Raw genomic sequence first — 24,255 nt, 5'->3', positions numbered from 1 at the left:
AAGCGCGTCCTTGTTGCGCCCCGCGGCGCCGGGTCGACTGGGGCCGACCCAAGAAGACCCAGAGGTAAGGCCCCACACCATGAAAATCAGCGGAAACACCATCTTCATCCCCGGCGCGACCTCGGGCATCGGCCTCGGCCTGGCCCTGCGCTTCCACGCGGCGGGCAACAAGGTCATCATCGGCGGACGCCGCGAGGAGCAGTTGCGCCGGATCACCGCGGAGCACCCCGGTATCGAGGCCGTCGTGATCGACATCACCGACCGCGCTTCCGTCGAGGACGCGGCCGAAACGGTCCGGACGCGCTTCCCCGAGACCAATGTGCTGATCACCATGGCCGGGATCATGCTGCCGGAGGACTTCCACACCGGCGACTTCCTCGGCACGGCCGAGGCCACGGTCGACACCAATCTGCTCGGCCCGCTGCGCCTGATCGCCGCGTTCACGGAGTTTCTGGCCGCGAAGCCGGAGGCGACGCTGATGACCGTCTCGTCGGGCCTCGCCTTCGTGCCGCTGCCGCTCACCCCGACCTACAGCGCCACGAAGGCGGCGATCCACTCGCTGACCTCCGCCGTCCGCGTCCAGCTCGCGGACACCGGCGTCCAGGTGATCGAGCTGGTGCCGCCGGCGGTGCGCACCGCGCTCATGGGCCAGGAGAACGCGGAGAACGCGATGCCGCTGGAGGACTACCTCTCCGAGGTCATGACCCTCCTGGAAACCCGGCCCGACGCCGACGAGGTCCTCGTCGAGAACGTGAAGTTCCTCCGCTTCGCCGAAGCGAACGGCAGCTACGACCAGGTGCTCGGGCTGCTCAGCAGTCACTGACGCCCCCGAGGGCCTCGACGGCCGGGCCGTGGTCGGCCGATGGCGCACGCTTCCCGGGTGCCCGGGACCCGTACCGCCAGGTGAATATGTGCGTGAAGCACAGACTGAGAGGGCTCTTTCCCGCCTCATCGCTTGACTCGGCCACTCTATCGTGTGCATTCTGCACACGATAGAGCCTCCGGTGCGGTGAGTGACCCCCGGAGGGCCGACAGCTGTGGAAGGCGGAGCCATGCCCGGTACCCCCGAACCCGAAGTGATCATCAGCGGCGCCGGCGCGGCGGGGCTGACCCTCGCCATCGACCTCGCCCGCAGAAACGTCGGCTTCCTGCTGATCGACAAGGCCGGGGAGCCCTTCATCGGGTCCCGCGGCAAGGGCATACAGCCCCGCAGCCAGGAAGTCTTCGAGGATCTCGGCGTGATCAACCGGATCGTGGCCTCCGGCGGGGAGTACCCCGTGATGCGCTTCTACACCGACGAGGGGCCGGTCGACCGGTCCTTCGAGAGGTCCGGCCCGACCCCGGCGGAGCCGTACCATATCCCGCTGCTGGTGCCGCAGTTCCTCACCGAGCGCTGTCTGCGCGAGCGCCTGGCCGAGCTGGGGCACGCCCCGCTGTACGGCCACGAGCTCACCGGCATCGACCAGGACGACGACGGCGTGTCCGCGCGGATCGCCACCCCGTCCGGGGAGCGGACCGTGCGCGCCGCCTATCTCGTGGGCGCCGACGGCGGATCGAGCTTCGTCCGCAAGTCCCTGAACATCGGCTTCCCGGGCAAGACGCTCGGCGTGCGGGCCGCCGTCGCCGACGTACGCGCCGACGGCGTCCCGACGGACGCCTGGCACCGCTGGGGCGAGGGCACGGACGCGCAGGTGTCGCTGTGCCCGCTGTACGGCACGGACATGTTCCAGTACGTGGGGCCGGTCCCCTTCGACGTCGACATCGACGTCTCGGCGGCGGGCCTGACCGCCCTCTTCCACGAACGCACGGGCCGCACCGACATCGTCGTCCGCGAGGTGTCCTGGGCTTCCGTCTTCTCGATGAACGCCCGCCTGGCCGACACGTATCGGGTCGGTCGGGTGCTCCTGACCGGTGACGCCGCCCATGTCCATCCGCCGACGGGTGGGCAGGGCCTGAACACCGGCGTGCAGGACGCGTACAACCTCGGCTGGAAGCTCGCCGCCGTCCTGGACGGCGCCCCGCGCTCCCTCCTCGACAGCTACGAGCGGGAGCGCCGCCCGATCGCCGAGGCCGTCCTCGGCCTCTCCGAGCGGCTGCTGGAGACCGCGCGGAGCCGCTTCACCAGCCGGGGCCGTGAGGTCAGCCAGCTCGACCTCGGCTATGCGGACTCGCCTCTCACGATCGCCACGCCGCACCGTGACAAGGGCCCGCTGGCCGGGGAACGCGCCCCCGACGCCCCCGTCACCGGCGCCGGAGGGCTCGACACCCGCCTCTTCAGCCTCTTCCAGGGCCCCCACTGGACCCTGCTCGGCTACGAGACCGACCGCACCGCCGCCCCGGCCGTGCGCAAGGGCCTGCACATCCACACCACCGGCCCGCGCGGCGATCTGAACGACACCGAGGGCCACTTCCGCGACGCGTACGGTCTGGCGGCCGGGCAGTGGGTGCTCATCCGTCCCGACGGATACATCGCGGCCATCGCCGACACCGCCGACCTCCCCACCATCGAGGCCCACCTCGACACCGTGAGTTCATGGTGACCACGCGCGCCGACCGCGCCTCATCCGCCTGGCGGTAGTCTCTGGGCCATGGCCACACGACGCCAGCGGCAGCTCACGCAGCGGCGGCTGCATGAGTCGATCATCGATCTCATCGCGATCATGAACCAGCCGCACCGGGACGAGATCCTCATCGCCGAAGCGGGTATCCAGCTCGACCGGGCACTCTTCCAGCTGATCGTGGGCATCCACCGGTTCGCCCCGATCGGCGTGGTCGAGCTCGCCGACCGAGCGGGCCGTGACCACACCACGGTCAGCCGCCAGGTCGCGAAGCTCGCGGAGCTAGGTTTGGTGGAACGCCGTCCCAGCGCGGAAGATCGTCGGGTCAAGGAGGCCCTCCTCACCGAAGAGGGCCGCCGCGTCATCGACGCGCTCGACGCCGCGCGCGGACGCCTCAGCCAGCCGGTGTTCGAGCAGTGGAGCGACCGCGACCTGCTCGAGCTGGAACGGCTCATGCGACGCTTCGTGGACGACCTGGTCGGCTGGTCCGCGGCCGAGAAGGCCGCGGACGACCGCTGATCCTTACGCCGTGCCCAGGTGGTCGAGCTGCCCTGCCTTGGCGGTGCGTATGAGGGCGTCCAGGGCGCGGGGGTTGGTGGTGAGGATGATCTCGGGTTCGTCGCTCTCGCGGAGTCGGATGGTGGCGTGATCGGGTGCGGAGACGTACAGGCAGGCGTTGCCTTCCCCGCTGAACGAGGACTTTTGCCAATCGCGAGCGGACAACTCATTCACCTTTCAAGGTGCGGATGATGCTCTGGATGAGATCGCGTGATCGGCTCTCCGGGAGCGCGACCGTTTCCATACGATCCAGCACGACGCGGTACTTCTCCAACTGAGCTGACGCGTCCAGGAGTTCCGAGCCATGCTCCGTATCGAGTTGCACAGTGTCCAGCTGTGGAACCTGACCAGTGGCGTAGAGGATCGACTGCCCCGAGCCGGGGAACGATCCGGCCTCAAAGGGGATCACGACTACCTTGATGTGGCTGTGCTCGCTCATGTCGAGGATGTGCTGCAACTGCGCCCGTGCCATCTCCGATCCTCCGAAGCGCATACGCAAAGCGGCCTCATGGGCGATGGCCGTGTACGGCGTGGGCTTGTCCCCGTACAGAATGGCCTGGCGTTTGATGCGATGCGAGACGCGGTGCTCCACCTCTGGCGGAGACAGTGTGGGTACGACCTGCCGGAAGATCTCACGGGCATGCTCGGCGGTCTGGAGCAGACCGGGCACGTGCGCGATGTATGCCGTGCGCAATGCCACGGCGTGGTGTTCGAGCTCGGCCAGGTCGAGCAATCCGGTGGGCAGGATCTCCCGGTACTCCTCCCACCAGCCGCGCTTGCGCTGTGCCGCCATGTCGATGAGCGCCGCGATCAGAGCCTCGTCCGCGCACGAGTAGTTCCGCGAGAGTGCCCGTAGCCGGTCGGCGCTCACGCCCAACCGGCTCGCCTCGATATTGCTGATCGTCGTCTGGTTGGTGCCGAGCAAGCTCCCGGCCTCGGTCGACGTCAAACCGGCGCGCTCCCGGAGCCTGCGCAGCTCAGTGCCGAGGCGGAGTTGACGTGCGGTCGGAACGCTTCTCATGGGCATCTGCCGATTCTCTCTGCTCATGCGCAACAGGCGTGTCACTCACACGAGTGGTATATGCACTCCTTTTCCGTTCAGGGGTAAATACCTTAAGGGTCGCGGTCTACGGTATGTGCCCGGGATCACAGCCCAACTCCACGCACAGACCGGAGACTTCATGCCCACCACACCCCCGGAAAACCCCTGGTCGTACTCGCTCCGCCTGCCCCACGACCCCCGTGCCGCCGCCATCGCCCGGACCACACTCCGTGCGGTCCTCGCCCGGCACGGCATGGGTGGCCTCACCGACCCCGCGACGCTCGTGACCAGTGAGGTGGTCACGAACGCCTACCGCCACACCACCGGTCCGGCCGAAATGCGCATCCGCGCCGTGGAGGAGGGCCGTCTGCGGATCAGCGTGTGGGACACCAATCCGGATATCCCGCCGCCCTTCGACAAGCCCCCGGCCCTCTTCGACCGCTCGTCCGCCCTCGCCGAGGCCGCCGCGAACACCGAGGCCACCTACGGGCGCGGCCTGCTCATCGTCCGGATCTGCGCCGACAACTGGGGCGGCTACGCCCTCGCCGACGAGCTGTTCGGGCGGAGCGGCAAGCTGCTCTGGTTCGAACTCGCCCCGCAGCCGCCCTGCGACGCCTACGAGATCGCCGCCTGACGTACGGGCACGGGCGTCACGGGAACGTCCTGTGGATGGAGATCAGCAACCGCCAGACCTGCCGCGAGAGGGCGTCGGGCTCCGCGTCGATCAGGCCGTGGAGCCAGTCGGCGAACAGGCCCGTGAACGTGGCGGCCACGGCCGAGTCCGCGGCTTCGGAGTGCCGCAGCCCGGCGCGTTCCCGCTCGAGCCGGGAGCGCGCTCGGAGTTCGCGGTGCAGCAGCTCTCCCAGGGGGCCGCCGCCGCCCGCGTGGAGCAGGCCCCGGTACAGGTCGGCGTGGGCCGTCACCGACGTGAAGAACTCCGCCAGCGCGGCCGGGGGTACGTCGGGGTCGGGAATGCCGTCGAAGGCGTGAACCGCTTCCACGGCATCCCGGACCACCTCCGCGCACGCGTCGATGGCCAGCGCCTGGAGGTCCTCGTAGTGCAGATAGAACGTGGCGCGGCCGACCTCGGCACGGCGAACCACCGAGGAGACGCTCACCCTTTCCAGTGGCTGGGAGGCGCATTCGGCGAGCAGCGCGTCACGCAGCCGCCCACGCGTCCGTATGGTGCGCGGGTCCTGCCCCGCCGTCAGATCGTCACTCACCCGGCGATGATGACAGCCGCCAGGGCGAGCGCGCCCGGGGCGAGCTGCGACACCAAGATCTTTCGGTTCGATGTGCTGGCCGCCCCGTAGGCACCGGCCACCACGACGCAGATGAGGAAGAAGGCCTGTGCCTGGAAGCCCACCGGGTCGGACGCGACCAGGCCCCATATCAGGCCGGCGGCCAGGAAGCCGTTGTACAGACCCTGGTTGGCGGCCAGCGGCGCGGTGATACGAGCTGTTTCCCGATCCATGCCGAACACCGCCAGGCCGCGCGGCCGCTGCCAGAAGAACATCTCCAGCACCATGATGTACGCGTGCAGCGCCGCGACCGCACCGACCAGAACTTCCGCCAGAACCTGCATCGCGAGCCCACCCCTTTTTTCGCATGTCAAGGTCGGCGCGCCATCGCCGCCAGTTCCTGGACAACTGTACAGGAACTCATCTGCGACGCGTACGCACACGAACGGGCCGCCGGCTCCCGCCAGGGGGAGCCGACGGCCTGTTCGCCGTCAGTCGGCGCAGACCGCCGCAGGCGTCAGTGGCCGCCCGGGGCACCCGCCGTGGCCGGCGGGAGGTCGGTCTGGACGCCCGGGTCGCCCGCGTCCGCCTTGTAGTCGGCGGCGGTGGTCTCGTCGATGCCGTCGGGAGCCTTGAGCGCGCGCAGCACAAACGTCAGCACGACGGTCACCAGCACGTTGAGGACGATCGCGGTGAAGCCGATGTAGCCGATCTCCCCGATGGCGGGCATATCGGCGGTGTTGCCGAAGTGCTTCTGGGTGCCGCTGGGGGTGTCGTACGCCTTCCACGTTCCGTAGACCATGCCGACCGCCCAGCCCGCCAGCAGTGCCCAGCGGTGGAACCAGCGGGTGAACAGGCCGCCCACCAGGGCCGGGAAGGTCTGGAGGATCCAGATGCCGCCCAGGAGCTGGAAGTTGATCGCGACGGTCTTGTCCATGCCCAGCACGAAGATCAGCGCGCCGACCTTCACCAGCAGCGAGACCAGCTTGGAGACCTTGGTCTCCTCCTCCGGCGTGGCGTTCGGCCGCAGGAAGTCCTTGTAGATGTTGCGGGTGAAGAGGTTCGCCGCGGCGATCGACATGATGGCCGCCGGGACGAGGGCGCCGATGCCGATCGCGGCGAAGGCGATGCCCGCGAACCAGTCGGGGAACATGTCCTCGAAGAGCTGGGGGATGGCCAGCTGGCCGTTCTCGACCGTCACCCCGGCGGCGATGGCCATGAAGCCGAGCAGTGCCAGCAGTCCCAGCATCAGCGAGTACAGCGGCAGGATCGTGGTGTTGCGGCGGATCACCTCGCGGCTGCGGCTGGAGAGCGTCGCGGTGATCGAGTGCGGATACATGAACAGGGCGAGCGCCGAGCCCAGGGCCAGGGTGCCGTAGGCCCACTGGCCCTCCGCCGGGGGCGCGAGCGATCCCGCTCCCGCCTTGGTGAACTTGTCGTTCGCCGCGCTGAAGATGTCGTCGAAGCCACCCAGCTTGATCGGGATGTAGATGATCGCCACCGCGATGACGATGTAGATCAGGGTGTCCTTGACGAAGGCGATCAGCGCGGGTGCGCGCAGCCCGGAGGAGTAGGTGTACGCGGCGAGGACACCGAAGGCGATCAGCAGCGGCAGGTCCTTGATGAACCAGTTGGTGTTCTCCCCGCCGCCGACGCCCATCACGTCCAGCACCGCCTGGATGCCGACGAGCTGGAGGGCGATGTACGGCATGGTCGCGAGGATGCCGGTGATCGCGACGGCCAGCGAGAGCCCCTTGGAGCCGAAGCGGCCGCGGACGAAGTCCGAGGTGGTGACATACCCGTGCTTATGGGACACCGACCACAGGCGCGGCAGGAAGGTGAAGATCAGCGGGTAGACCAGGATGGTGTACGGGACCGCGAAGAAGCCGGACGCGCCCGCCGCGTAGATCGCCGCCGGGACGGCGACGAAGGTGTACGCGGTGTAGAGGTCGCCGCCGAGCAGGAACCAGGTGATCCAGGTGCCGAAGCTGCGGCCGCCCAGTCCCCATTCGTCGAGGTTGTTGGCGTTCTCGGCGCGGCGCCAGCGCGCGGCCAGGAACCCCATGGCCGTGACGACCACGAAGAAGAAGATGAAGACGGCGAGTGCGACGCCGTTCACTCCGCCGTTCATGCCGACTCACCCCCCTTGCGCGCCCGCTTCTCACGGCGGACCAGGATGTAGGCGACCGAGGTCAGCGCGGCCGAGATGGGCACCCAGAGCATCTGGTACCAGTAGAAGAACGGGATCCCGATGAGGGTCGGCTCGACCTTGGCGTACGAGCCGACCCAGAGCATCCCGACAAAGGGTGCGATCAGGCACAGAGCGGCCACGACGCGCGTAGGCGTCACGACCGGTCTCCTGCCGGGTGAAGCGGACGTGTCTGACATGCGGCGGGCTCCAGTCCCCTCGGCTCATCACCTGTGGCACGGTCGATCACCTGGGTTCCAGCTGATCATTTGTGTAATGCGCAGGAAATCTAAGCCCCCGGCCCGGCGGTCGTCACTACCCGTCCGTATATCGGTATGAGAAAGAAAGCAGGTCGCCGTGGCCTGGCCCCGCCATAGCGCGGGTCAGTCGCGGCGCGCCCGGCGTGGCGCCCCTCAGCCGTTCGGCCGCTGGAGCCGGGCCACGAACTTGTAGCGGTCCCCGCGGTAGACCGACCGCACCCACTCCACCGGCTCCCCGGCCGCGTCCCGCGAATGGCGCGAGAGCATCAGCATCGGCAGCCCCACGTCGGTGCCCAGCAGCCCGGCCTCGCGCGGGGTGGCCAGCGAGGTCTCGATGGTCTCCTCGGCCTCGGCCAGGCGGACGTCGTACACCTCGGCCAGCGCCGTGTAGAGGGAGGTGTACTTGACCAGGCTGCGGCGCAGCGCGGGGAAGCGCTTGGCGGACAGATGGGTGGTCTCGATCGCCATCGGCTCACCGCTGGCCAGCCGCAGCCGCTCGATGCGCAACACCCGGCCGCCGGCGGCGATGTCCAGCAGTCCGGAGAGCCGGTCGTCGGCGGTGACATAGCCGATGTCCAGCAGCTGGGAGGTGGGCTCCAGGCCCTGGGCCTTCATGTCCTCGGTGTACGAGGTGAGTTGCAGCGCCTGGGAGACCTTGGGCTTGGCGACGAAGGTGCCCTTGCCCTGGATCCGCTCCAGACGCCCCTCGACCACCAGCTCCTGGAGCGCCTGGCGCACGGTGGTGCGCGAGGTGTCGAACTCGGCGGCCAGGGTGCGCTCCGGGGGGACCGGGGTGCCGGGTGGCAGGGTCTCGGTCATCTCCAGCAAGTGGCGCTTGAGGCGGTAGTACTTCGGGACACGTGCCGTACGCGTCCCAGCGGAGCCGTTGCCGTCGCTCTCGGCCGTGGTGATGGCCGCCGTTGCCGCCGTTGCCCCCTCGGTCTCCATCGCGCGCCCTTCCGACTCCTGGTCCACTGCCGTCACCGGCGTCTGCCGCCGTCACCGGTCTCCTGAAGAATCCAGCGCCTCACATCGTGGCACGGTCCTGGCTCCGGGCGTCCGCTCGGTCCGGATGTCGGGAAGTGTCGGTCCGGTAACGGAGCCGCCGGTGACTCTTATACACCCTTGACACCCCAAAAGGTCTAGGCCAAGCTGCGGGCACTGGTCTGGACCATTAAACCCCTCATCCGGCCTTCTGAGGAGAGTGCTGTGAAGCGTGGGCTCATAGCGGCGACGGGTGTCGCGGCAATGCTGGTATCCGTCGCGGCCTGTGGGTCCGACGGCGATGACAACAAGGCCGGAGCGGATGGTTTCAAGGGCGAGACGCTGACCGTCTGGGCGATGGACGGCTCCGCGCCCGACGGCTGGACGAAGGATGTCAAGGCCGCCTTCGAGAAGAAGACGGGCGCCAAGCTGAAGCTGGAGATCCAGCAGTGGAACGGCATTCAGCAGAAGGTGACCACCGCGCTCTCGGAATCCGATCCGCCGGATGTGCTGGAGATCGGCAACACCCAGACACCGTCGTACGCGCAGACCGGCGGACTGGCCGAACTGGATGACCTGAAGAAGTCGATCGGCGCCGACTGGTCGGAGGCGATCAACAAGTCGGCGGTCTACGACGGCAAGCAGTACGCGGCGCCGTGGTACGCGGCCAACCGGGTCGTCCTCTACAACAAGAAGATATGGGCCGAGGCCGGGATCAAGGACACCCCCAAGACCCGTACCGAGTTCTTCAAGGACCTCGACACCATCGAGACGAAGACGGACGCCGAGCCGCTCTATCTCCCGGGTCAGAACTGGTACTTCTTCGACGGGCTGACCATCGGCACCGGCGCCGACCTCGTCAAGAAGGACGGCGACAAGTGGGTCTCCAACCTCGCCGACCCCAAGGTCGCCAAGGCCATGGACATCTACAAGCAGTACCAGTCCTTCAGCAAGGCGCCCAAGGACAAGGACGAGGCCACCCCGCAGCAGGGCGAGGTCTTCGCCAAGGGCAAGACCGGCGCGTTCATCGGCATGGGCTGGGAAGCCGGTATCGCGATCAAGGCCAACCCGAAGATCGAGAAGGACATCGGCTACTTCACCATTCCGGGTGAGACCGCCGGCAAGCCGGAGGGCGTCTTCCTCGGCGGCTCCAACCTCGCGGTCGCCGCGGGCAGCGAAAAGCAGGAGCTGGCCAAGGAGTTCCTGAAGATCGCGCTCAATGACACCTACGAGGGACAGCTCGCCAAGGAAGGCGGTGTCATCCCCAACAAGGAGTCGCTCCAGACGCAGCTCAAGGGCAACCCCGCCGGGCTGGCGGCCGCACCGGCCGCCGCGACCGGCGGCACCACCCCGCTGATCCCCGAATGGGCCCCGGTGGAGAACGCCCCGAACCCGGTCAAGACCTATATGACCGCGGTGCTCACCGGTAAGTCACCCGCCGAGGCGGCCAAGTCGGTCGAGGATGAGCTGAACAAGCGCCTCAGCCAGGAGCGTTGAGCCGAATGTCCGTAGCGACCGAACGCCAGGACCCCGGCCCGGCGGCGGCCGGGGTCCGCCGGAGCGGGGAGCCGCCGGGCCCCCGCCGCCCGGCCCCGGGCACCCCCGGGCGCGGACGGCTGACCGGCGCCGCCCCGTACCTCCTGCTGCTGCCCGCACTGGCGGCGACCGCCCTGCTGCTGGGCTGGCCGCTGGTCAAGGACGGCCTGCTGTCGTTCCAGAACCTCAATATGCGGCAGCTGATCCAGCACCTCACCGAGTGGAACGGCGTCGACAACTACCGCGAGACGCTGACCAGCGAGGACTTCTGGCGGGTCACCCTCCGGTCGGTGATCTTCACCGCGGTCAACGTCGTGCTGATCATGCTGCTCGGCACCCTGGTCGGACTGCTGCTGGCCCGCCTCGGCAGCAAGATGCGGCTGCTGCTCTCGGTCGGTCTGGTGCTCGCCTGGGCCATGCCGCCCATCGCCGGCACCACCGTCTTCCAGTGGCTCTTCGCCGCCCGCTTCGGGGTGGTCAACTGGGTCCTGGACGCGCTCGGCTGGCACTCCATGGCGCACTACAACTGGACCGGCAGCCAGTTCTCCACCTTCTTCATCATCACCGTGCTGATCGTCTGGCAGTCGATCCCCTTCGTGGCGATCAACCTCTACGCCGCGACCACCACCATCCCCGGCGAGCTCTACGAGGCGGCCGCGCTCGACGGCGCCGGCACCTGGAAGAGCTTCACCTCGGTGACGTTCCCCTTCCTCAAGCCGTTTCTGCTGGCCACGACGTTCCTCGAAGTCATCTGGGTCTTCAAGGCGTTCACCCAGGTCTTCGCGATCAACGAGGGCGGCCCGGACCGGCTCACCGAAACCCTCCCCGTCTACGCCTTCATCGAGGGCGTCGGCAACCAGCACTACGGCATGGGCGCCGCGATCTCGGTGCTGACCATCGTGGTCCTGCTGGCGCTGACCTCCTACTACCTCCGGACCGTGCTCAGGCAAGAGGAGGACGAGCTGTGAAGCGCTCGCCGCTCGCCCGGCTGTGGCCCAACGCGACCGCCGTCGTGCTCTTCATCGGCTTCGCGTTCCCCGTCTACTGGATGTTCACCACGGCGCTCAAGCCGACCTCGGACATCATTTCCGAGGACCCGGTGTGGTTCCCGACCGGAGCCACCCTCGAGCATTTCCAGAAGGCCGTGAACGCCGACCACTTCTGGACGCTGGTGGGCAACTCGCTCACCGTGACCCTCTCGGCGGTCGCGCTCTCGCTGGTGATCGCGCTGCTCGCCTCGTTCTCCCTGGCCCGGATGCGCTTCAAGGGGCGCCGCGGCTTCCTGGTGACCTTCATGATCGCGCAGATGGCGCCCTGGGAAGTCCTGGTCATCGCCATCTACATGCTCGTCCGCGACGGCGACATGCTGAACAGCCTGCTTCCGCTGACCCTGTTCTACATGGTCATGGTGCTGCCCTTCACGATCCTCACGCTCCGCGCCTACGTCGCCGCGATCCCCAAGGAGCTGGAGGAGTCGGCGATGGTCGACGGCTGCACCCGTCCGCAGGCGTTCGTCCGGGTGATCTTTCCGCTGCTGGCGCCCGGCCTGATGGCCACCTCGCTCTTCGGCTTCATCACGGCCTGGAACGAATTCCCGCTCGTCCTCATCCTGAACAAGGACCCGGGAGCCCAGACGCTTCCGCTGTGGCTGTCCAGCTTCCAGACCGCCTTCGGCGACGACTGGGGTGCCACCATGGCGGCGGCCTCACTGTTCGCCATCCCGATCCTGGCTCTGTTCCTGTTTCTGCAACGCAAGGCGGTCGGTGGGCTCACTTCCGGCGCTGTGAAGGGATGATCCCGGTTTATGACGACCCTCGCGCATGACTCCGCCACCCTCACCCGCGACGCTCTCACCGTTCTGCAGCCCGGCTTCACCGGCACCACCGCCCCCGACTGGCTGCTGCGGCGGCTCGGCGAGGGGCTCGCCTCCGTCGGCCTGTTCGGCCGGAACATCGCCTCGCCCGAGCAGCTCGCCGCCCTCACCGCCCAGCTGCGCGCCGAGCGCGACGACGTCCTGGTGGCCATCGACGAGGAGGGCGGCGACGTCACCCGGCTCGAGGTGCGCGCCGGCTCCTCCTTCCCCGGCAACCTGGCGCTCGGCGCCGTCGACGACCCGGAGCTGACCCGCGCCGTCGCCCGCGAGCTGGGCCGCCGCCTCGCGGAGTGCGGCGTCAACCTCAACTGGGCGCCCTCCGCCGACGTCAACTCCAACCCCGACAACCCGGTCATCGGCGTGCGCTCCTTCGGCGCCGAGCCCGGGCTCGTCGCCCGGCACACCGCCGCCTACATCGAGGGCCTCCAGAGCGCCGGGGTCGCCGCCTGCACCAAGCACTTCCCCGGCCACGGCGACACCGCCACCGACTCCCACCACGCCCTGCCGCGCATCGACGCCGGACTCGACACCCTGACCGCCCGCGAACTGGTGCCCTTCCGCGCCGCCGTCACCGCCGGGACCAAGGCCGTGATGAGCGCGCACATCCTGCTGCCCGTGCTCGACCCCGACCTGCCCGCCACCCTCAGCCCCGCCGCGCTGCACGGCCTGCTGCGCCGGCCGGTGGCCGACGGCGGCCTCGGCTTCGACGGACTGATCGTCACCGACGGCATGGAGATGCGGGCCATCGCCGACGCGTACGGCATCGAGCACGGCAGCGTCATGGCGATCGCCGCGGGCGCCGACGCGATCTGCGTGGGCGGCGGACTGGCCGACGAGGACACCGTGCTGCGGCTGCGCGACGCGCTGGTCACGGCCGTCATCGAGGGACGGCTGGCGGAGGAACGGCTGGCCGAGGCGGCCGCGCGGGTGCGCGCCCTGGGGGAGTGGACGCGGCACTCCGCCGGACCTCGCGCGGCGCACGGCATCGAGCCCGCCTCGGGGGTGGGGCTCGCCGCCGCGCGCCGGGCGCTCAGAGTCACCCCGGCCGGGATGTCGTACGAGCCGGTGACCGGGCCCGCCTACGTCGCCGCCTTCACCCCGGTCGCCAACATCGCCGTCGGCGAGGAGACCCCCTGGGGCGTCGGCGCCGAACTGACCCGGCTGCGCCCCGGCACCCAGGCCGCCACCTACGGACGGCAGGACGCCGAGGCCCAGGGCGTCCCCGCGCTGATCGAAAATATGCTCGACACCGCGGCGGACCGTAGGATCGTCGCTGTGGTCCGCGATGTCCACCGGCACCCCTGGATGGCCGACGCGCTGGACGCCCTGCTCGCCGCCCGGCCGGAGACGGTCGTCGTCGAGATGGGAGTGCCTCAGGCGCCGCCCGCCGGAGCGCTGCACATCGCGACCCACGGCGCCGCCCGGGTGTGTGGACGGGCGGCGGCCGAGGTGATCGTCGGCATCGGCGCCGGTGACCACCCCGGGGACTGATCCCCAGCCCCCCGAGCACAGCCGGCACAGAGCCACCTGGAGGCACCCAGCATGTCCGCCACGACGACGGCCCAGCGCAGCGACCAGCCGGGCCGGATCATGTCCGGCGAGATGGCCGAGCAGCCCGCCGTGCTGCGCCGCATCCTCGACCAGGGCGCCCCGCGGATCCGCGAGGTCGCGGAGCGGATCGCCGCCCGCAACCCGCGCTTCGTCCTCCTCACCGCCCGGGGCACCTCGGACAACGCGGCGCTGTACGCCAAGTACCTGCTCGAGGTGCTGCTCGGCAAGCCGTGCGGTCTGACCTCCATGTCCACCACCACCGCCTACGGTGCCCAGCCGGACCTCACCGATGTGCTGGTGATCACCGTCAGCCAGTCCGGCGGCTCCCCTGACCTGGTCGCCTCCACCGAGGCCGCCCGCGCGGCCGGTGCGATCACCCTCGCGGTGACCAACAACGCCGACTCGCCGCTCGCGGCCGTCTCCGAATTCCACATCGACGTCCTGGCCGGGCCGGAGAAGGCGCTGCCCGCGACCAAGACCTACACCGCCGAACTCCTCGCCCTCTACCTCTTCGTGGAGGGGCTGCGCGGCGGCGACGGCGCGGCCGCCAAGGCGCTGCCCGACCTCGCCCAGCAGATCCTCGACCGCCAGGACGAGGTCCGGCAGCTCGCGGCGCGCTACCGCTTCGCCGAGCGGATGGTCCTCACCTCCCGGGGCTACGGCTATCCGACCGCCAAGGAAGCCGCCCTGAAGCTGATGGAGACCAGCTACATCCCGGCGCTCTCCTACTCCGGCGCCGATCTGCTGCACGGTCCGCTCGCCATGGTCGACAACATCTCGCCGGTGATCGCGATCGTCACCGAGGGCAAGGGCGGCCAGGCGCTGCAGCCGGTCCTGGAGCGGCTGCGCGGCCGGGGCGCCGACCTCGTCGTCATCGGCAGCGCGTCGGAGGTGGAGCGGGCCTCGGCCGGGTTCGCCCTGCCGACGGACGGGGTCGCCGAGGAGCTCCAGCCGATCCTGGAGATCCTCCCGCTGCAGATGCTGGCGTACGAGGTGACGATCGCGCGCGGCCAGGACCCGGACGCGCCCAGGGCGCTGGCGAAGGTGACGGAGACCCGCTGACGGCGTACAGCCGGGGGTACGAAAACGGCTCCCGCGGCCTTCGATGAGGCGCGGGAGCCCGAGTACGACGGGTGGGACACCCGCGGGCCGCGGCGCCAGGGCGGGACCCTCAACCCACCCGGCACCGCAGCCCGGAGTTGCATCGGCCGAGCGGCCGACCTGAGGACCCCGGGCGGTCAGGGCAGAGCGCTCCGGGCCCCTCGATCCGCCCTCCTGTGCGGGGAGAGCGGAAGATCGCAGTGCTCGATATTCTGGACTAGACCACTGCTGTCTGTCCATGCTTATGCGCGAATAGGCTAATCCACCGGTGAGGGTAGGCTCGCAATGTGCCCTCCATGAACGACCTCGTCCGCCAGCACACCGCACTCGACGACTCCGACCTCGAGTGGCTCCATCTGCTGGTCTCGGAGTGGCAGCTGCTCTCCGACCTCTCGTTCGCCGATCTCGTGCTGTGGGTCCCCACCAGCGACGGCACCCGGTATGTCTCGGTGGCCCAGATGCGGCCGAACACCGGGCCCACCTCCTACCAGGACGACATGGTCGGCCATCTCGTTCCCCGAGGCCGCCGTCCCATGCTCGACGCCGCCCTCGACGAGGGCCGGATCGTCCGGGAGGGCGACCCCGAGTGGCGCGAGGAGGTGCCGGTCCGGGTGGAGTCCATCCCGGTCCGGCGGGAGAGCCGGGTCCTCGGGGTGATCGCGCGGAACACCAATCTGCTGACCGTACGGACCCCCAGCCGGCTGGAGCTCACCTATCTCCAGAGCGCGTCCGACCTCGCCCAGATGATCGCCGCCGGATCGTTTCCGTTCCCCCATCAGCAGATCGACATGGACGCGTCACCGCGCGCGGGCGACGGGCTGATCCGGCTCGACGCGGACGGGGTGGTCCAGTACGCGAGCCCCAACGCGCTTTCCGCCTACCACCGCCTGGGGCTCGCCGCCGATCTCGTCGGCCACCATCTGGGCAAGACCACCGCCGAACTCGCCCCGGTGCGCGGCCCGGTGGACGAGGCGCTGGTCAAGCTGGCCAGCGGCTGGGCGCCCCGGGAGTTCGAGGTCGAGGGCGGCGACGGGGTCATCCAGCTGCGGGCCATTCCGCTCAAGCCCAAGGGGCTGCACATCGGCTCGCTCGTGCTGCTGAGGGACGTCACCGAACTGCGCCGCCGCGAGCGCGAGTTGATCACCAAGGACGCCACCATCCGGGAGATCCACCACCGGGTGAAGAACAACCTCCAGACGGTGGCCGCCCTGTTGCGGCTGCAGGCCCGCCGGATGGATTCGGCGCAGGGGCGGGAGGCGCTCAACGAGGCGGTGCGCAGGGTCGGCTCGATCGCGATCGTCCATGAGACCCTCTCCCAGAACCTCGACGAGCGGGTCGAGTTCGACGATATAGCCGATCGGGTGCTGGCCATGGTGGCCGAGATATCACCCGGAAAGGTGACCGGCCGCCGCACCGGGCGCTTCGGCATCCTCGAGGCCGAGGTCGCCACCCCGCTGTCCATGGTCCTGACCGAGGTGCTGCAGAACGCGCTGGAGCACGGCTTCGGACCGGGGGAGCAGGGCACGGTCGAGGTCTCGGCGGTGCGCGGTGGCGGCGGTGAGGAGAGCCGGCTGGTGGTGACCGTCCAGGACGACGGGCGCGGGCTGCCCGAGGGGTTCGACCCCCAGCGGGCCGGAAACCTGGGCCTGCAGATCGTCCGCACCCTGGTGGAGGGGGAGCTGGGCGGGACGTTCGACATGGTGCCCGCCCCGGAGCGGGGCACCCGTGTGGTGCTGGACTTCCCGGTGCGTGCCGAGAAGCACTGAGCGTCGTGTCGGGAGCAGCACTGAGACGCTGACCACATCCGGGCAACTCCCGGTACGTCATAGCCCCGTACTCCGGAAAGCACTGAGCCCCGGACCCATCTGGTCCGGGGCTCAAAGCTCAAATTGCTGTGCGCATCGGGGGTACTACGCGCTGCGGCTCGGGGGCCACGGGGTGCGGGCTTCAGGCGCTGGCGTTGCGTGCCCGGTTGCGAGCGGCACGGCGCTTCATGGCGCGGCGCTCGTCCTCGCTCATGCCACCCCAGACGCCGGAGTCCTGGCCGGACTCAAGCGCCCACTGCAGGCACTGCTCCATGACGGGGCAGCGGCGGCAGACGGCCTTGGCTTCCTCGATCTGCAGCAGCGCAGGACCGGTGTTGCCGATGGGGAAGAACAGCTCGGGGTCTTCCTCGCGGCAAACGGCGTTGTGACGCCAGTCCATGGCTGCTCCATCTCCTCGTATTGCGGGCTCGTTGCTTGTGAATGTGAACGCTTTCACGAATCCCCCCGCAAGGGTAGGGACGCCGACCAGTTGGGGCTGGTGCAGTCCCGTGGAATGAGGTGGGGGTTCGGGCTCTCAAGGGGGCCTTCTGGAGGCCGTCCCGATCGCCAAGAAGAGACTCGCAAACCTCGGCGGCGGATACAACCCCTTCCGGAAAGTTTTTTTTGATTCCTTGGTGTCGACTCGGTCACAGCCGTACTTCCGGTGGGTGGAGGCCAGCCTAAACGTTCGAGTGGAAGGACTTTTTGCGGTCTCACTCACACAATCACACGCAGTGCACGGCGTACGCCTGTGAACGTCACGCTCGTACGCAGTCCCAGATGGTCACCGTCCATCTGGAACGGCAGTGGCGCCTGGGATTGCAAGGTGAAGTCCTCCACGTCGTGGAGCCCCACCACATGCTTGCCGCGAGGGCCGCGCTCGGGCGTCGACATCAGCAGCTGGGTCGCGTAGCGGGTCACCGCCGACGTCGACAGCTTGGTGAGTCCCAGCACGTCGAGGGCGGTGTCGAAGGACGCCTGGGGGGACGCGTAGACCGGGCGGTTGCCCAGAAACGTCCACGGGGAGGTGTTGCAGACTATCGACAGCGCCAGCCCCTCGATCGGGTCCTGGCCCGGCCGCCGAATGGTGATGGTGCCCTGCCGCCGATGTGGCTCCCCGATGAACTGCCGCACCATTTGCCGTATATAGAGCGCGTGGGTGGACCGCTTGCCGCGCTCGCGCTGCTGCTCGACCCGGCCGATGACGCTCGCGTCGAAGCCGAGCCCGGCGCAGAAGGTGAACCAGCGGGCCGGGACCGACTCGTCCGGAGTGCCGGGGGTGCCGGCCGCGAGTCCGAGGCCCACGGTGCGCTCGGTGCCGTCCCGCAGCGCGTCCAGCAGGGCGCCGGTCGCCTCGACGGCGTCATTGGGCAGCCCGAGCGCCCGGGCGAAGACATTGGTGGAGCCGCCCGGGACGACCGCGAGCCGGGGCAGTTCGCGCGGGGCGGGGCCGTGGTGGAGCAGTCCGTTGACGACTTCGTTGACGGTGCCGTCGCCGCCGAGGGCCACGACCAGTTCATGCGTGCCGCCGTCGACCGCCCGCCGGGCCAGATCGCGCGCATGGCCCCGGTACTCGGTGGTCACCACGTCCAGCTTCAGATCGCTGGCGAGCGCGTGGAACAGAACATCCCGAGTGCGGGCACTGGTGGTGGTTGCTGCCGGGTTGACCACAAGAAGCGCGCGCATGCGCGCCAGCCTACCTATCCGAGACGACCGGCCCGAGGGGGGTAGGGTCCGGGCGGCCCGGGGGCGGCTAGGCTGCTGGCGTGAGCAGTAAGAAGTCCGCTACCGCGAAGAAGGCGCAGAGGGCCACGGCGCGGAAGGCGACCGAGCGGAAGGCCGCGGCGCAGCGGGCCACGGCCCGGCCGGACGCCGGGGCCGCCAAGGCGACCGGCGCGGCTGACGCCGACGCCGCGCCCACCGGGCCCCGCCCCACCCGGCTGACCGTCGCCGCGGTGCTGGCCGCCGCGGAGGGCGTGGTGCTGCTGGGCTTCGGCGTCTACGTACTGATCATGGGGCTGACCGGAGACCCGGAGAGCCCCCAGCAGGCGGAGATGCTCGGGGTCACCGTGGTCGCGCTGGCCCTGCTGCCGCTGCTGGCGGCCCGCGGGCTGTGGCTGCGGCGCCGCTGGAGCCGCGGCCCCGCGATGATCACCCAGTTGATGGCGCTGCCGGTGGCCTGGACGCTGGTGCAGAACGGCGGCGGGCTGATCGCCGCCGGGGTGGTCACCGCCATCGCGGCCCTGGCCGTCATGGCGCTGCTGATCAACCCGACGGCGACCGAGGCCCTCGGCATCGGCCCCCGCGACGCATAGCCGGTCACCGCATTGCTGGTCACCGCATAGCCGGACACGGCCGACAGGAGAGTCCGACGGCCGGTGCCCGGGGAGCCCCGGGCACCGTGGGCCGGATGCGCTCGCTACTCCTCGACCAGCAGCTTGTCGCGCAACTGCGCGAGTGTGCGGGCCAGCAGCCGGGAGACATGCATCTGGGAGATGCCGACCTCCTGCGCGATCTGCGACTGCGTCATATTGCCGAAGAAGCGCAGCAGCAGGATCTTCTTCTCGCGCGGCGGCAGATCCTCCAGCAGCGGTTTGAGCGACTCGCGGTACTCGACGCCTTCCAGCGCCTCGTCCTCCGCGCCGAGGGTGTCGGCGACCGCCGGGGACTCGTCGTCCGTGTCCGGTACGTCAAGCGACAGGGTGCTGTAGGCATTGGCGGACTCCAGCCCCTCCAGCACCTCCTCCTCGGAGATGGACAGATGCTGGGCCAGCTCATGGACGGTCGGAGCGCGGCCATGGCGCTGGGAGAGCTCCGCGGTGGCCGTGGTCAGCGACAGCCGCAGCTCCTGCAGCCGGCGCGGCACCCGCACCGCCCAGCCCTTGTCGCGGAAATGGCGCTTGATCTCGCCGACGACCGTGGGTGTCGCATAGGTCGAGAACTCCACCCCGCGGTCCGGGTCGAACCGGTCCACGGATTTGATGAGCCCGATGGTGGCGACCTGGGTGAGGTCGTCCAACGGCTCACCGCGGTTGCGGAAGCGCCGGGCCAGGTGCTCCACCAACGGCAGGTGCATACGCACCAGGTTGTTGCGCAGCTCGGCCCGCTCGGTGGAGCCTTCCGGCAGCCCGCGCAGCTCGAGGAACATCGCCCGCGCGCCGCTCCGGTCATGTGGATCGTGCTGCTGATGCACCTGCTCGTGCTGATCCATGTGGTCCGCCCGCTCTGGTCGGTCTCCTGCCGCCTCCGAGTCCGCGGGATGCGGCCGGGCCGGCGGGTGCGGGATGGCCGGGGTACCCACTCCCCGCGATGATGCAGTGCTCACGGAGCCCCCTTTTTCCGTCACGGCTGTCCGGGGCCGGCGCCGCGCTCCTTGTACAGGCTGATGCTGACCGTTCGGTCCTCGGCCACGGTCGAGTCCACCTTGCCCGCCAGTGCGGAGAGCACCGTCCAGGCGAAGGTGTCGCGCTCGGGGGCGCGGCCGTCAGTGGTGGGAGCCGAGACGGTGACCTGCAGTGCGTCGTCGATCAAGCGGAAGACGCAGCTCAGCACACTGCCGGACACGGCTTGCTGCAGCAGGATCGCGCATGCCTCGTCCACGGCGATACGCAGATCCTCGATTTCGTCGAGGGTGAAGTCCAAGCGGGCTGCGAGGCCGGCGGTCGCCGTACGCAGCACCGACAGATAGGCACCCGCAGCGGGCAGCCGGACTTCCACGAAGTCCTGGGTCCCGGGCTCGCCTGCGATCTGGGACACCCTCACCTCCAAGGTGACACAAGCTGATTGAGCTGAGCTGATTGGAGCGTCGGCCCCGAACCCTTATGGTGGAGGGTGGACGGACCGGCGCTGTATGTACTTTGGCTGCGACGCTATCGCGATCTGCGGTTCGGTGTCGCCCGGACGAAGCACGGCCCCCATCACGGGTGAACCCCGGCCCACAGAGCCGCGATATCACTCATAGTAAGCACATGAGTACGCAGCGTGGCTAGAGGGTTTGCGGTCTCAATTCGAAAGAGATGTCGCCTCACTCAGGGAATCGCTGGTCACGGCGGTGCCCACGGCCTGAGCGGCCAGCCCTCGCAGCGGCTCTCCCGAGAGCCTGCGCACCGTCCATTCGTCCATCGGCTCCGCGCCGAGCGCGGTGTAGAAGCCGATCGCGGGCTCGTTCCAGTCGAGCACCGACCATTCGAAACGGGCATAGCCCCGCTCCACGCAGATCCGCGCCAGCTCGGCGAGCAGCGCCTTGCCGTGGCCGCCGCCGCGGGCGCGCGGGGTGACGTACAGGTCCTCCAGATACACGCCATGGGTGCCTGTCCAGGTGGAGAAGTTACGGAACCACAGGGCGAACCCCACCGGCCCGCCGGGCTCTCCGGCGCCGCCGGCCTCCTCGGCGATCAGCGCGAACACCGCGGGATGCGCCCCGAAGAGCGCATCGCGCAGCTGCTCCTCGGTGGCCTTCGCCTCCTGCGGAGCCCGCTCGTAGTCCGCCAGCTCGCGGATCATCGCATGGATCGCCGGAACGTCGGACGGCTTCGCTGATCGGATCATGTGTGAAGGCTAACGGCCCGGGCCGACAAACGCGGAGGTCGATCTCCCACAATGCGCGGAAAACGCCAAGACCAGGGGGGCCGCGGAGCCGGACCTACACGATGAGCTGATCCACATAGCACCAGCGCCACTCCTCGCCCTCCTCGAAGCTGCGCATCACCGGGTGGCCGGTCTCCTCGAAGTGCCGGGTGGCGTGCTGGTACGGCGAGGAGTCGCAGCAGCCCACGTGGCCGCACACCAGACACTTCCGCAGCTGGACGGGGTGGCTGCCGACCGCCAGGCATTCGGGGCAGGTGTCGGACCGCGGCTCCGGCTCGGGGCGCGGTAGTGCGGGAACATGCAGGCACTCGCTCATGATTGCCAGACTAAAGCGCCGCGTGGGCGGATCACATGGATGACCGTCGGCACGACCGGCGGGGACGGGTCGGTCGATGGACGTATTGCCGTTGTTGATGCTGGTCGCGGGCAGCGCGGTGGTCGCCGGAGCGGCCCGCAGGACCCCGGTGCCCGCGCCGCTGTTGCTGGTCGTGGTCGGGCTCATCGGCTCGTACGTCCCGGGGGTGCCCGATTACACCCTGGACCCGCATATCGTGCTGCCCCTGGTGCTGCCGCCGCTGCTGCACAGCGCCGCGCTGGACAGTTCGTATCTGGATCTGCGCGCCAATCTGCGGCCGATCGCGCTGCTCTCGGTCGGGTATGTGCTCTTCGCCACGGTCGCGGTCGGCGTGGTCGCCCATCTGCTGATCCCGGGGCTGCCGCTGGCCGCCGCGCTGGTGCTGGGCGCGGTGGTCGCGCCGCCGGACGCCGTGGCCGCCACGGCCATCGCCCGCCGGATCGGGCTGCCCTCCCGGCTCACCACGCTTCTGCAGGGCGAGTCGCTGTTCAATGACGCGACCGCGATCACCGCCTACCGGGTGGCGCTGGCCGCGGCGGTGGGGGAGGGCGTCAGCTGGGCCGAGGGCGTGCGGGAGTTCGCCTTCGCGGCCGTGGGCGGCGTCGTGGTCGGTCTGATCCTGATGGTGCCGCTGCACTGGCTGCGCATCCGGCTGCGGGATCCGCTGCTGCAGAACACGCTCTCGCTGCTCATCCCCTTCGTCGCCTATGCCACCGCCGAGCAGTTCGAGGCGTCGGGTGTGCTGGCCGTCGTGGTGGTCGGGCTCTACCTCGGACACCACTCCTGGCAGGTCGACTTCGCGACCCGGCTCCAGGAGGCCGCGGTCTGGCGCATGATCGACTTCGTGCTGGAGTCGGCGGTGTTCGCGCTGATCGGGCTGCAACTGCGCCTCGTGGTGGGTGGTCTGGGGGAGTACAGCGCGGGCGAGGCCGCCTGGTACGCGGCCCTCGTCTTCCTGGCCGTGGTGGCCGCCCGCTACGTCTGGGTCTTCCCCTCGACGTTCGTGCCGCGCATGCTCTTCCCCGGGATCCGCGAGCGCGAGCCCGGCACCAACTGGACCGCGCCGGTCGTCATCGGCTGGGCCGGGATGCGCGGGGTGGTCTCGCTGGCCATCGCCTTCTCGATCCCGCAGACCATTCACGGCGGGGAGCCCTTCCCGGCCCGCAATCTGATCCTCTTCCTGACCTTCACGACCGTCATCGGCACCCTGGTCGTCCATGGACTCACCCTGCCGTCCCTGATCCGGCTGCTCGGGCTGCCGGGCCGCGATCCACGGGCCGAGACGCTCGCCGAGGCGCAGGCGCAGAACCAGGCGTCGCTGGCGGCCGAGAGCCGTCTGGGGGAGCTGCTCGACGATGAGCGCAACGCTCTGCCGCCGCCGCTCGCCGACCGGCTGCGCACGGTGCTGGAACAGCGCCGCAACGCCGTATGGGAGCGGCTCGGGGCGGTCAACGAGGTGACCGGCGAATCGGCGGACGACACCTATCGAAGGCTGTCCAGGGAGATGATCGAGGCCGAGCGGAAGGTGTTCGTGGACCTGCGGGACGCCCGGCGGATCGACGAGGAGATGCTGCGGTCGCTGCTGCGGCGGCTGGACCTGGAGGAGGCGGCGCTCTACCGGGAGGGGGCCGCGGAGGAGGGGGCCTGAGGCCCGTCCGCGGCCGCCGCTGTACCCGGACCCGGGCCCGGACTCGTACCTGTACCCGGACTCGGCGCCACGGGGCGTCCGGCGGATTGTGGCGCCCGCGGCGGGCTGCTCCCCTCTCGCCCCTTCTCACAACTGGGGCTCCACCCCAGACCCCGCTCCTCGAACGCCGGAGGGGCTGGAAGGCGGGGCTTCGCCGCAGACCCCGCCACCAGGGGCGAAGCCCCTGGTGGCGGGGAGGGGAAAGAGCCACCGGACACCCCTTAGGCGAGCGTCCTACTTGAGCCGCTCGTGGATCCGGTCGCGCATCGCGGCCATGGTGAAGCCGCGCGGATCCACCTTGCCCGGCTGCCATTCGAGGTGGCCGATCACCGAGCGCTCGGTCCAGCCGTGCTGGCGGCACACGGCCGCCGCGGCCCGCGCGATCGCGTCGAGCTGGGCCTCGGGCCACGGGTCCTCGCCGTCGCCCAGGTTCTCGCATTCGAAGCCGTAGAAGGCGCGGTTGCCGTCGGTGTTCGCCTCGTTGTCGGGCGGCAGGGCCTTCTCGGCGATCACCGCCCGCAGGACGTCGTCGTCGCCAAGACCGGCGTGGTTGGCGCGGCCGTAGCCGACCAGATGGACCCCGCCGTCCTTGGCGATCACACCGTGGCACAGCGGGCCGGGCAGCCCCTCGAAGCCGTCCCGGCAGATCTCCACCGTCTGCTCGGTGCCGGAGGTGACGGTGTGGTGGATCATCACCCCGTGCACCGGGCCCCACGGGCCCTTGTGGTTTCTGTTGTGGTCCCGCCAGTCGCCGACCTGCGTCACCCGCACGCCCTCGTTCGTCAGCGCCGCCAGGAAGTCCCCCGCGGACATGGGTGAGGCCATGACCGCCTCCGTTCCGGTCGTACGGCGGGCCCCGGTCGCGGCCCGCCTCGTTCACCCGGTTGCTTACCCATCGCACGCACATAAACACATGGGGTGATGAGTGG

26 protein-coding genes are annotated in these 24,255 nt (G+C 69.6%); 12 read left to right on the top strand and 14 right to left on the bottom strand.

The genetic code is table 11. From position 1 onward, the window contains the following. Window positions 1-79: 79 nt before the first annotated feature. The 3 genes from ACFYOY_RS02420 (at window position 80) to ACFYOY_RS02410 (ending at window position 3,077) form a co-directional block, all read left to right on the top strand. Window positions 80-823: an SDR family oxidoreductase gene (locus tag ACFYOY_RS02420; protein ID WP_351879925.1), complete on the top strand. Its 744-nt coding sequence runs from the start codon at window positions 80-82 to the stop codon at window positions 821-823. A gap of 229 nt (window positions 824-1,052) precedes the next feature. Further along, window positions 1,053-2,540: an FAD-dependent oxidoreductase gene (locus ACFYOY_RS02415; protein ID WP_388584300.1), complete on the top strand. Its 1,488-nt coding sequence runs from the start codon at window positions 1,053-1,055 to the stop codon at window positions 2,538-2,540. Between the two features lie 48 nt (window positions 2,541-2,588). Then, complete coding sequence (locus ACFYOY_RS02410; protein WP_351879931.1) at window positions 2,589-3,077, top strand: MarR family transcriptional regulator; 489 nt, start codon at window positions 2,589-2,591, stop codon at window positions 3,075-3,077. Between the two features lie 3 nt (window positions 3,078-3,080). On the opposite strand, the gene ACFYOY_RS02405 is transcribed toward ACFYOY_RS02410, so the two are convergent. Then, on the bottom strand, window positions 3,081-3,290 hold the full coding sequence (locus tag ACFYOY_RS02405) for a DUF397 domain-containing protein (RefSeq protein ID WP_388584297.1): 210 nt from the start codon (window positions 3,288-3,290) through the stop codon (window positions 3,081-3,083). Beyond that, window positions 3,283-4,143, bottom strand: a complete 861-nt coding sequence (locus ACFYOY_RS02400; protein WP_388584294.1) for a helix-turn-helix domain-containing protein — start codon at window positions 4,141-4,143, stop codon at window positions 3,283-3,285. The genes ACFYOY_RS02405 and ACFYOY_RS02400 overlap by 8 nt, the downstream gene beginning before the upstream one ends. Before the next feature lie 154 nt (window positions 4,144-4,297). Here ACFYOY_RS02400 and ACFYOY_RS02395 point away from each other — a divergent pair, with 154 nt between their 5' ends. Then, complete coding sequence (locus ACFYOY_RS02395; RefSeq protein WP_388584292.1) at window positions 4,298-4,792, top strand: ATP-binding protein; 495 nt, start codon at window positions 4,298-4,300, stop codon at window positions 4,790-4,792. Between the two features lie 16 nt (window positions 4,793-4,808). On the opposite strand, the gene ACFYOY_RS02390 is transcribed toward ACFYOY_RS02395, so the two are convergent. The 5 genes from ACFYOY_RS02390 to ACFYOY_RS02370 all read right to left on the bottom strand — a co-directional run bounded on the left by ACFYOY_RS02390 (window position 4,809) and on the right by ACFYOY_RS02370 (window position 8,795). Further along, window positions 4,809-5,381, bottom strand: coding sequence for a TetR/AcrR family transcriptional regulator (locus ACFYOY_RS02390; RefSeq protein WP_351879943.1), 573 nt, complete (start codon window positions 5,379-5,381; stop codon window positions 4,809-4,811). Continuing rightward, entirely contained in the window at window positions 5,378-5,743 is a 366-nt protein-coding gene (locus ACFYOY_RS02385; RefSeq protein WP_388584289.1) for a DUF1304 domain-containing protein, read from the bottom strand. The genes ACFYOY_RS02390 and ACFYOY_RS02385 overlap by 4 nt, the downstream gene beginning before the upstream one ends. Window positions 5,744-5,916: 173 nt before the next feature. Next, window positions 5,917-7,530, bottom strand: a complete 1,614-nt coding sequence (mctP, locus tag ACFYOY_RS02380; RefSeq protein WP_351879948.1) for a monocarboxylate uptake permease MctP — start codon at window positions 7,528-7,530, stop codon at window positions 5,917-5,919. After that, on the bottom strand, window positions 7,527-7,787 hold the full coding sequence (locus ACFYOY_RS02375) for a DUF3311 domain-containing protein (RefSeq protein WP_351879951.1): 261 nt from the start codon (window positions 7,785-7,787) through the stop codon (window positions 7,527-7,529). Before ACFYOY_RS02375 ends, mctP begins: the two co-directional genes overlap by 4 nt. 213 nt (window positions 7,788-8,000) lie before the next feature. Beyond that, entirely contained in the window at window positions 8,001-8,795 is a 795-nt protein-coding gene (locus tag ACFYOY_RS02370; RefSeq protein WP_351880980.1) for a GntR family transcriptional regulator, read from the bottom strand. 261 nt (window positions 8,796-9,056) lie between these two features. Between ACFYOY_RS02370 and ACFYOY_RS02365 the strand changes: the two genes are divergently transcribed. The 6 genes from ACFYOY_RS02365 (at window position 9,057) to ACFYOY_RS02340 (ending at window position 16,658) form a co-directional block, all read left to right on the top strand. Then, a complete protein-coding gene (locus tag ACFYOY_RS02365) occupies window positions 9,057-10,328 on the top strand; it encodes an extracellular solute-binding protein (protein WP_388584285.1) in 1,272 nt (423 codons plus the stop codon). 5 nt (window positions 10,329-10,333) lie between these two features. Next, entirely contained in the window at window positions 10,334-11,335 is a 1,002-nt protein-coding gene (locus tag ACFYOY_RS02360) for a sugar ABC transporter permease (protein ID WP_351879957.1), read from the top strand. Further along, complete coding sequence (locus tag ACFYOY_RS02355; protein WP_351879960.1) at window positions 11,332-12,162, top strand: carbohydrate ABC transporter permease; 831 nt, start codon at window positions 11,332-11,334, stop codon at window positions 12,160-12,162. The genes ACFYOY_RS02360 and ACFYOY_RS02355 overlap by 4 nt, the downstream gene beginning before the upstream one ends. Before the next feature lie 9 nt (window positions 12,163-12,171). Beyond that, window positions 12,172-13,731, top strand: a complete 1,560-nt coding sequence (locus ACFYOY_RS02350; protein WP_351879963.1) for a glycoside hydrolase family 3 N-terminal domain-containing protein — start codon at window positions 12,172-12,174, stop codon at window positions 13,729-13,731. 51 nt (window positions 13,732-13,782) lie between these two features. Continuing rightward, window positions 13,783-14,853 (top strand): SIS domain-containing protein, encoded by a 1,071-nt coding sequence (locus ACFYOY_RS02345; RefSeq protein ID WP_078643519.1) that lies wholly within the window; start codon window positions 13,783-13,785, stop codon window positions 14,851-14,853. Window positions 14,854-15,188: 335 nt separating this feature from the next. Then, a complete protein-coding gene (locus tag ACFYOY_RS02340; RefSeq protein WP_351879966.1) occupies window positions 15,189-16,658 on the top strand; it encodes a PAS domain-containing sensor histidine kinase in 1,470 nt (489 codons plus the stop codon). 181 nt (window positions 16,659-16,839) lie between these two features. On the opposite strand, the gene ACFYOY_RS02335 is transcribed toward ACFYOY_RS02340, so the two are convergent. Together ACFYOY_RS02335 and ACFYOY_RS02330 are read right to left on the bottom strand one after the other, a co-directional pair. Beyond that, window positions 16,840-17,097, bottom strand: coding sequence for a WhiB family transcriptional regulator (locus ACFYOY_RS02335; RefSeq protein WP_014054815.1), 258 nt, complete (start codon window positions 17,095-17,097; stop codon window positions 16,840-16,842). A gap of 317 nt (window positions 17,098-17,414) precedes the next feature. Then, the gene (locus ACFYOY_RS02330) at window positions 17,415-18,383 is read right to left on the bottom strand and encodes a diacylglycerol kinase family protein (protein WP_351879969.1); all 969 of its coding nucleotides are present in this window, start codon (window positions 18,381-18,383) and stop codon (window positions 17,415-17,417) included. Window positions 18,384-18,463: 80 nt separating this feature from the next. Here ACFYOY_RS02330 and ACFYOY_RS02325 point away from each other — a divergent pair, with 80 nt between their 5' ends. Then, on the top strand, window positions 18,464-19,012 hold the full coding sequence (locus tag ACFYOY_RS02325) for a hypothetical protein (RefSeq protein ID WP_351879972.1): 549 nt from the start codon (window positions 18,464-18,466) through the stop codon (window positions 19,010-19,012). Between the two features lie 104 nt (window positions 19,013-19,116). Here the strand turns inward: ACFYOY_RS02325 and ACFYOY_RS02320 are convergent, their stop codons facing one another. The 4 genes from ACFYOY_RS02320 to ACFYOY_RS02305 all read right to left on the bottom strand — a co-directional run bounded on the left by ACFYOY_RS02320 (window position 19,117) and on the right by ACFYOY_RS02305 (window position 21,600). Beyond that, entirely contained in the window at window positions 19,117-20,022 is a 906-nt protein-coding gene (locus ACFYOY_RS02320) for an RNA polymerase sigma factor SigF (RefSeq protein WP_372458320.1), read from the bottom strand. Between the two features lie 17 nt (window positions 20,023-20,039). Then, a complete protein-coding gene (locus ACFYOY_RS02315) occupies window positions 20,040-20,453 on the bottom strand; it encodes an anti-sigma regulatory factor (RefSeq protein WP_014054819.1) in 414 nt (137 codons plus the stop codon). 246 nt (window positions 20,454-20,699) lie between these two features. Further along, window positions 20,700-21,245: a GNAT family N-acetyltransferase gene (locus ACFYOY_RS02310; protein ID WP_351879975.1), complete on the bottom strand. Its 546-nt coding sequence runs from the start codon at window positions 21,243-21,245 to the stop codon at window positions 20,700-20,702. A gap of 94 nt (window positions 21,246-21,339) precedes the next feature. Next, on the bottom strand, window positions 21,340-21,600 hold the full coding sequence (locus ACFYOY_RS02305) for a UBP-type zinc finger domain-containing protein (RefSeq protein ID WP_351879978.1): 261 nt from the start codon (window positions 21,598-21,600) through the stop codon (window positions 21,340-21,342). Between the two features lie 76 nt (window positions 21,601-21,676). Here ACFYOY_RS02305 and ACFYOY_RS02300 point away from each other — a divergent pair, with 76 nt between their 5' ends. After that, on the top strand, window positions 21,677-23,287 hold the full coding sequence (locus tag ACFYOY_RS02300; RefSeq protein ID WP_351879981.1) for a Na+/H+ antiporter: 1,611 nt from the start codon (window positions 21,677-21,679) through the stop codon (window positions 23,285-23,287). Window positions 23,288-23,560: 273 nt separating this feature from the next. On the opposite strand, the gene ACFYOY_RS02295 is transcribed toward ACFYOY_RS02300, so the two are convergent. Continuing rightward, on the bottom strand, window positions 23,561-24,151 hold the full coding sequence (locus ACFYOY_RS02295) for an N-acetylmuramoyl-L-alanine amidase (protein WP_351879984.1): 591 nt from the start codon (window positions 24,149-24,151) through the stop codon (window positions 23,561-23,563). Between the last annotated feature and the right edge of the window lie 104 nt (window positions 24,152-24,255).

It is taken from the genome of Streptomyces sp. NPDC007875 (assembly GCF_042868035.1).
Lineage (GTDB): Bacteria > Actinomycetota > Actinomycetes > Streptomycetales > Streptomycetaceae > Streptomyces > Streptomyces antimycoticus.
This window is presented reverse-complemented; position numbering and strand designations above follow the sequence as displayed.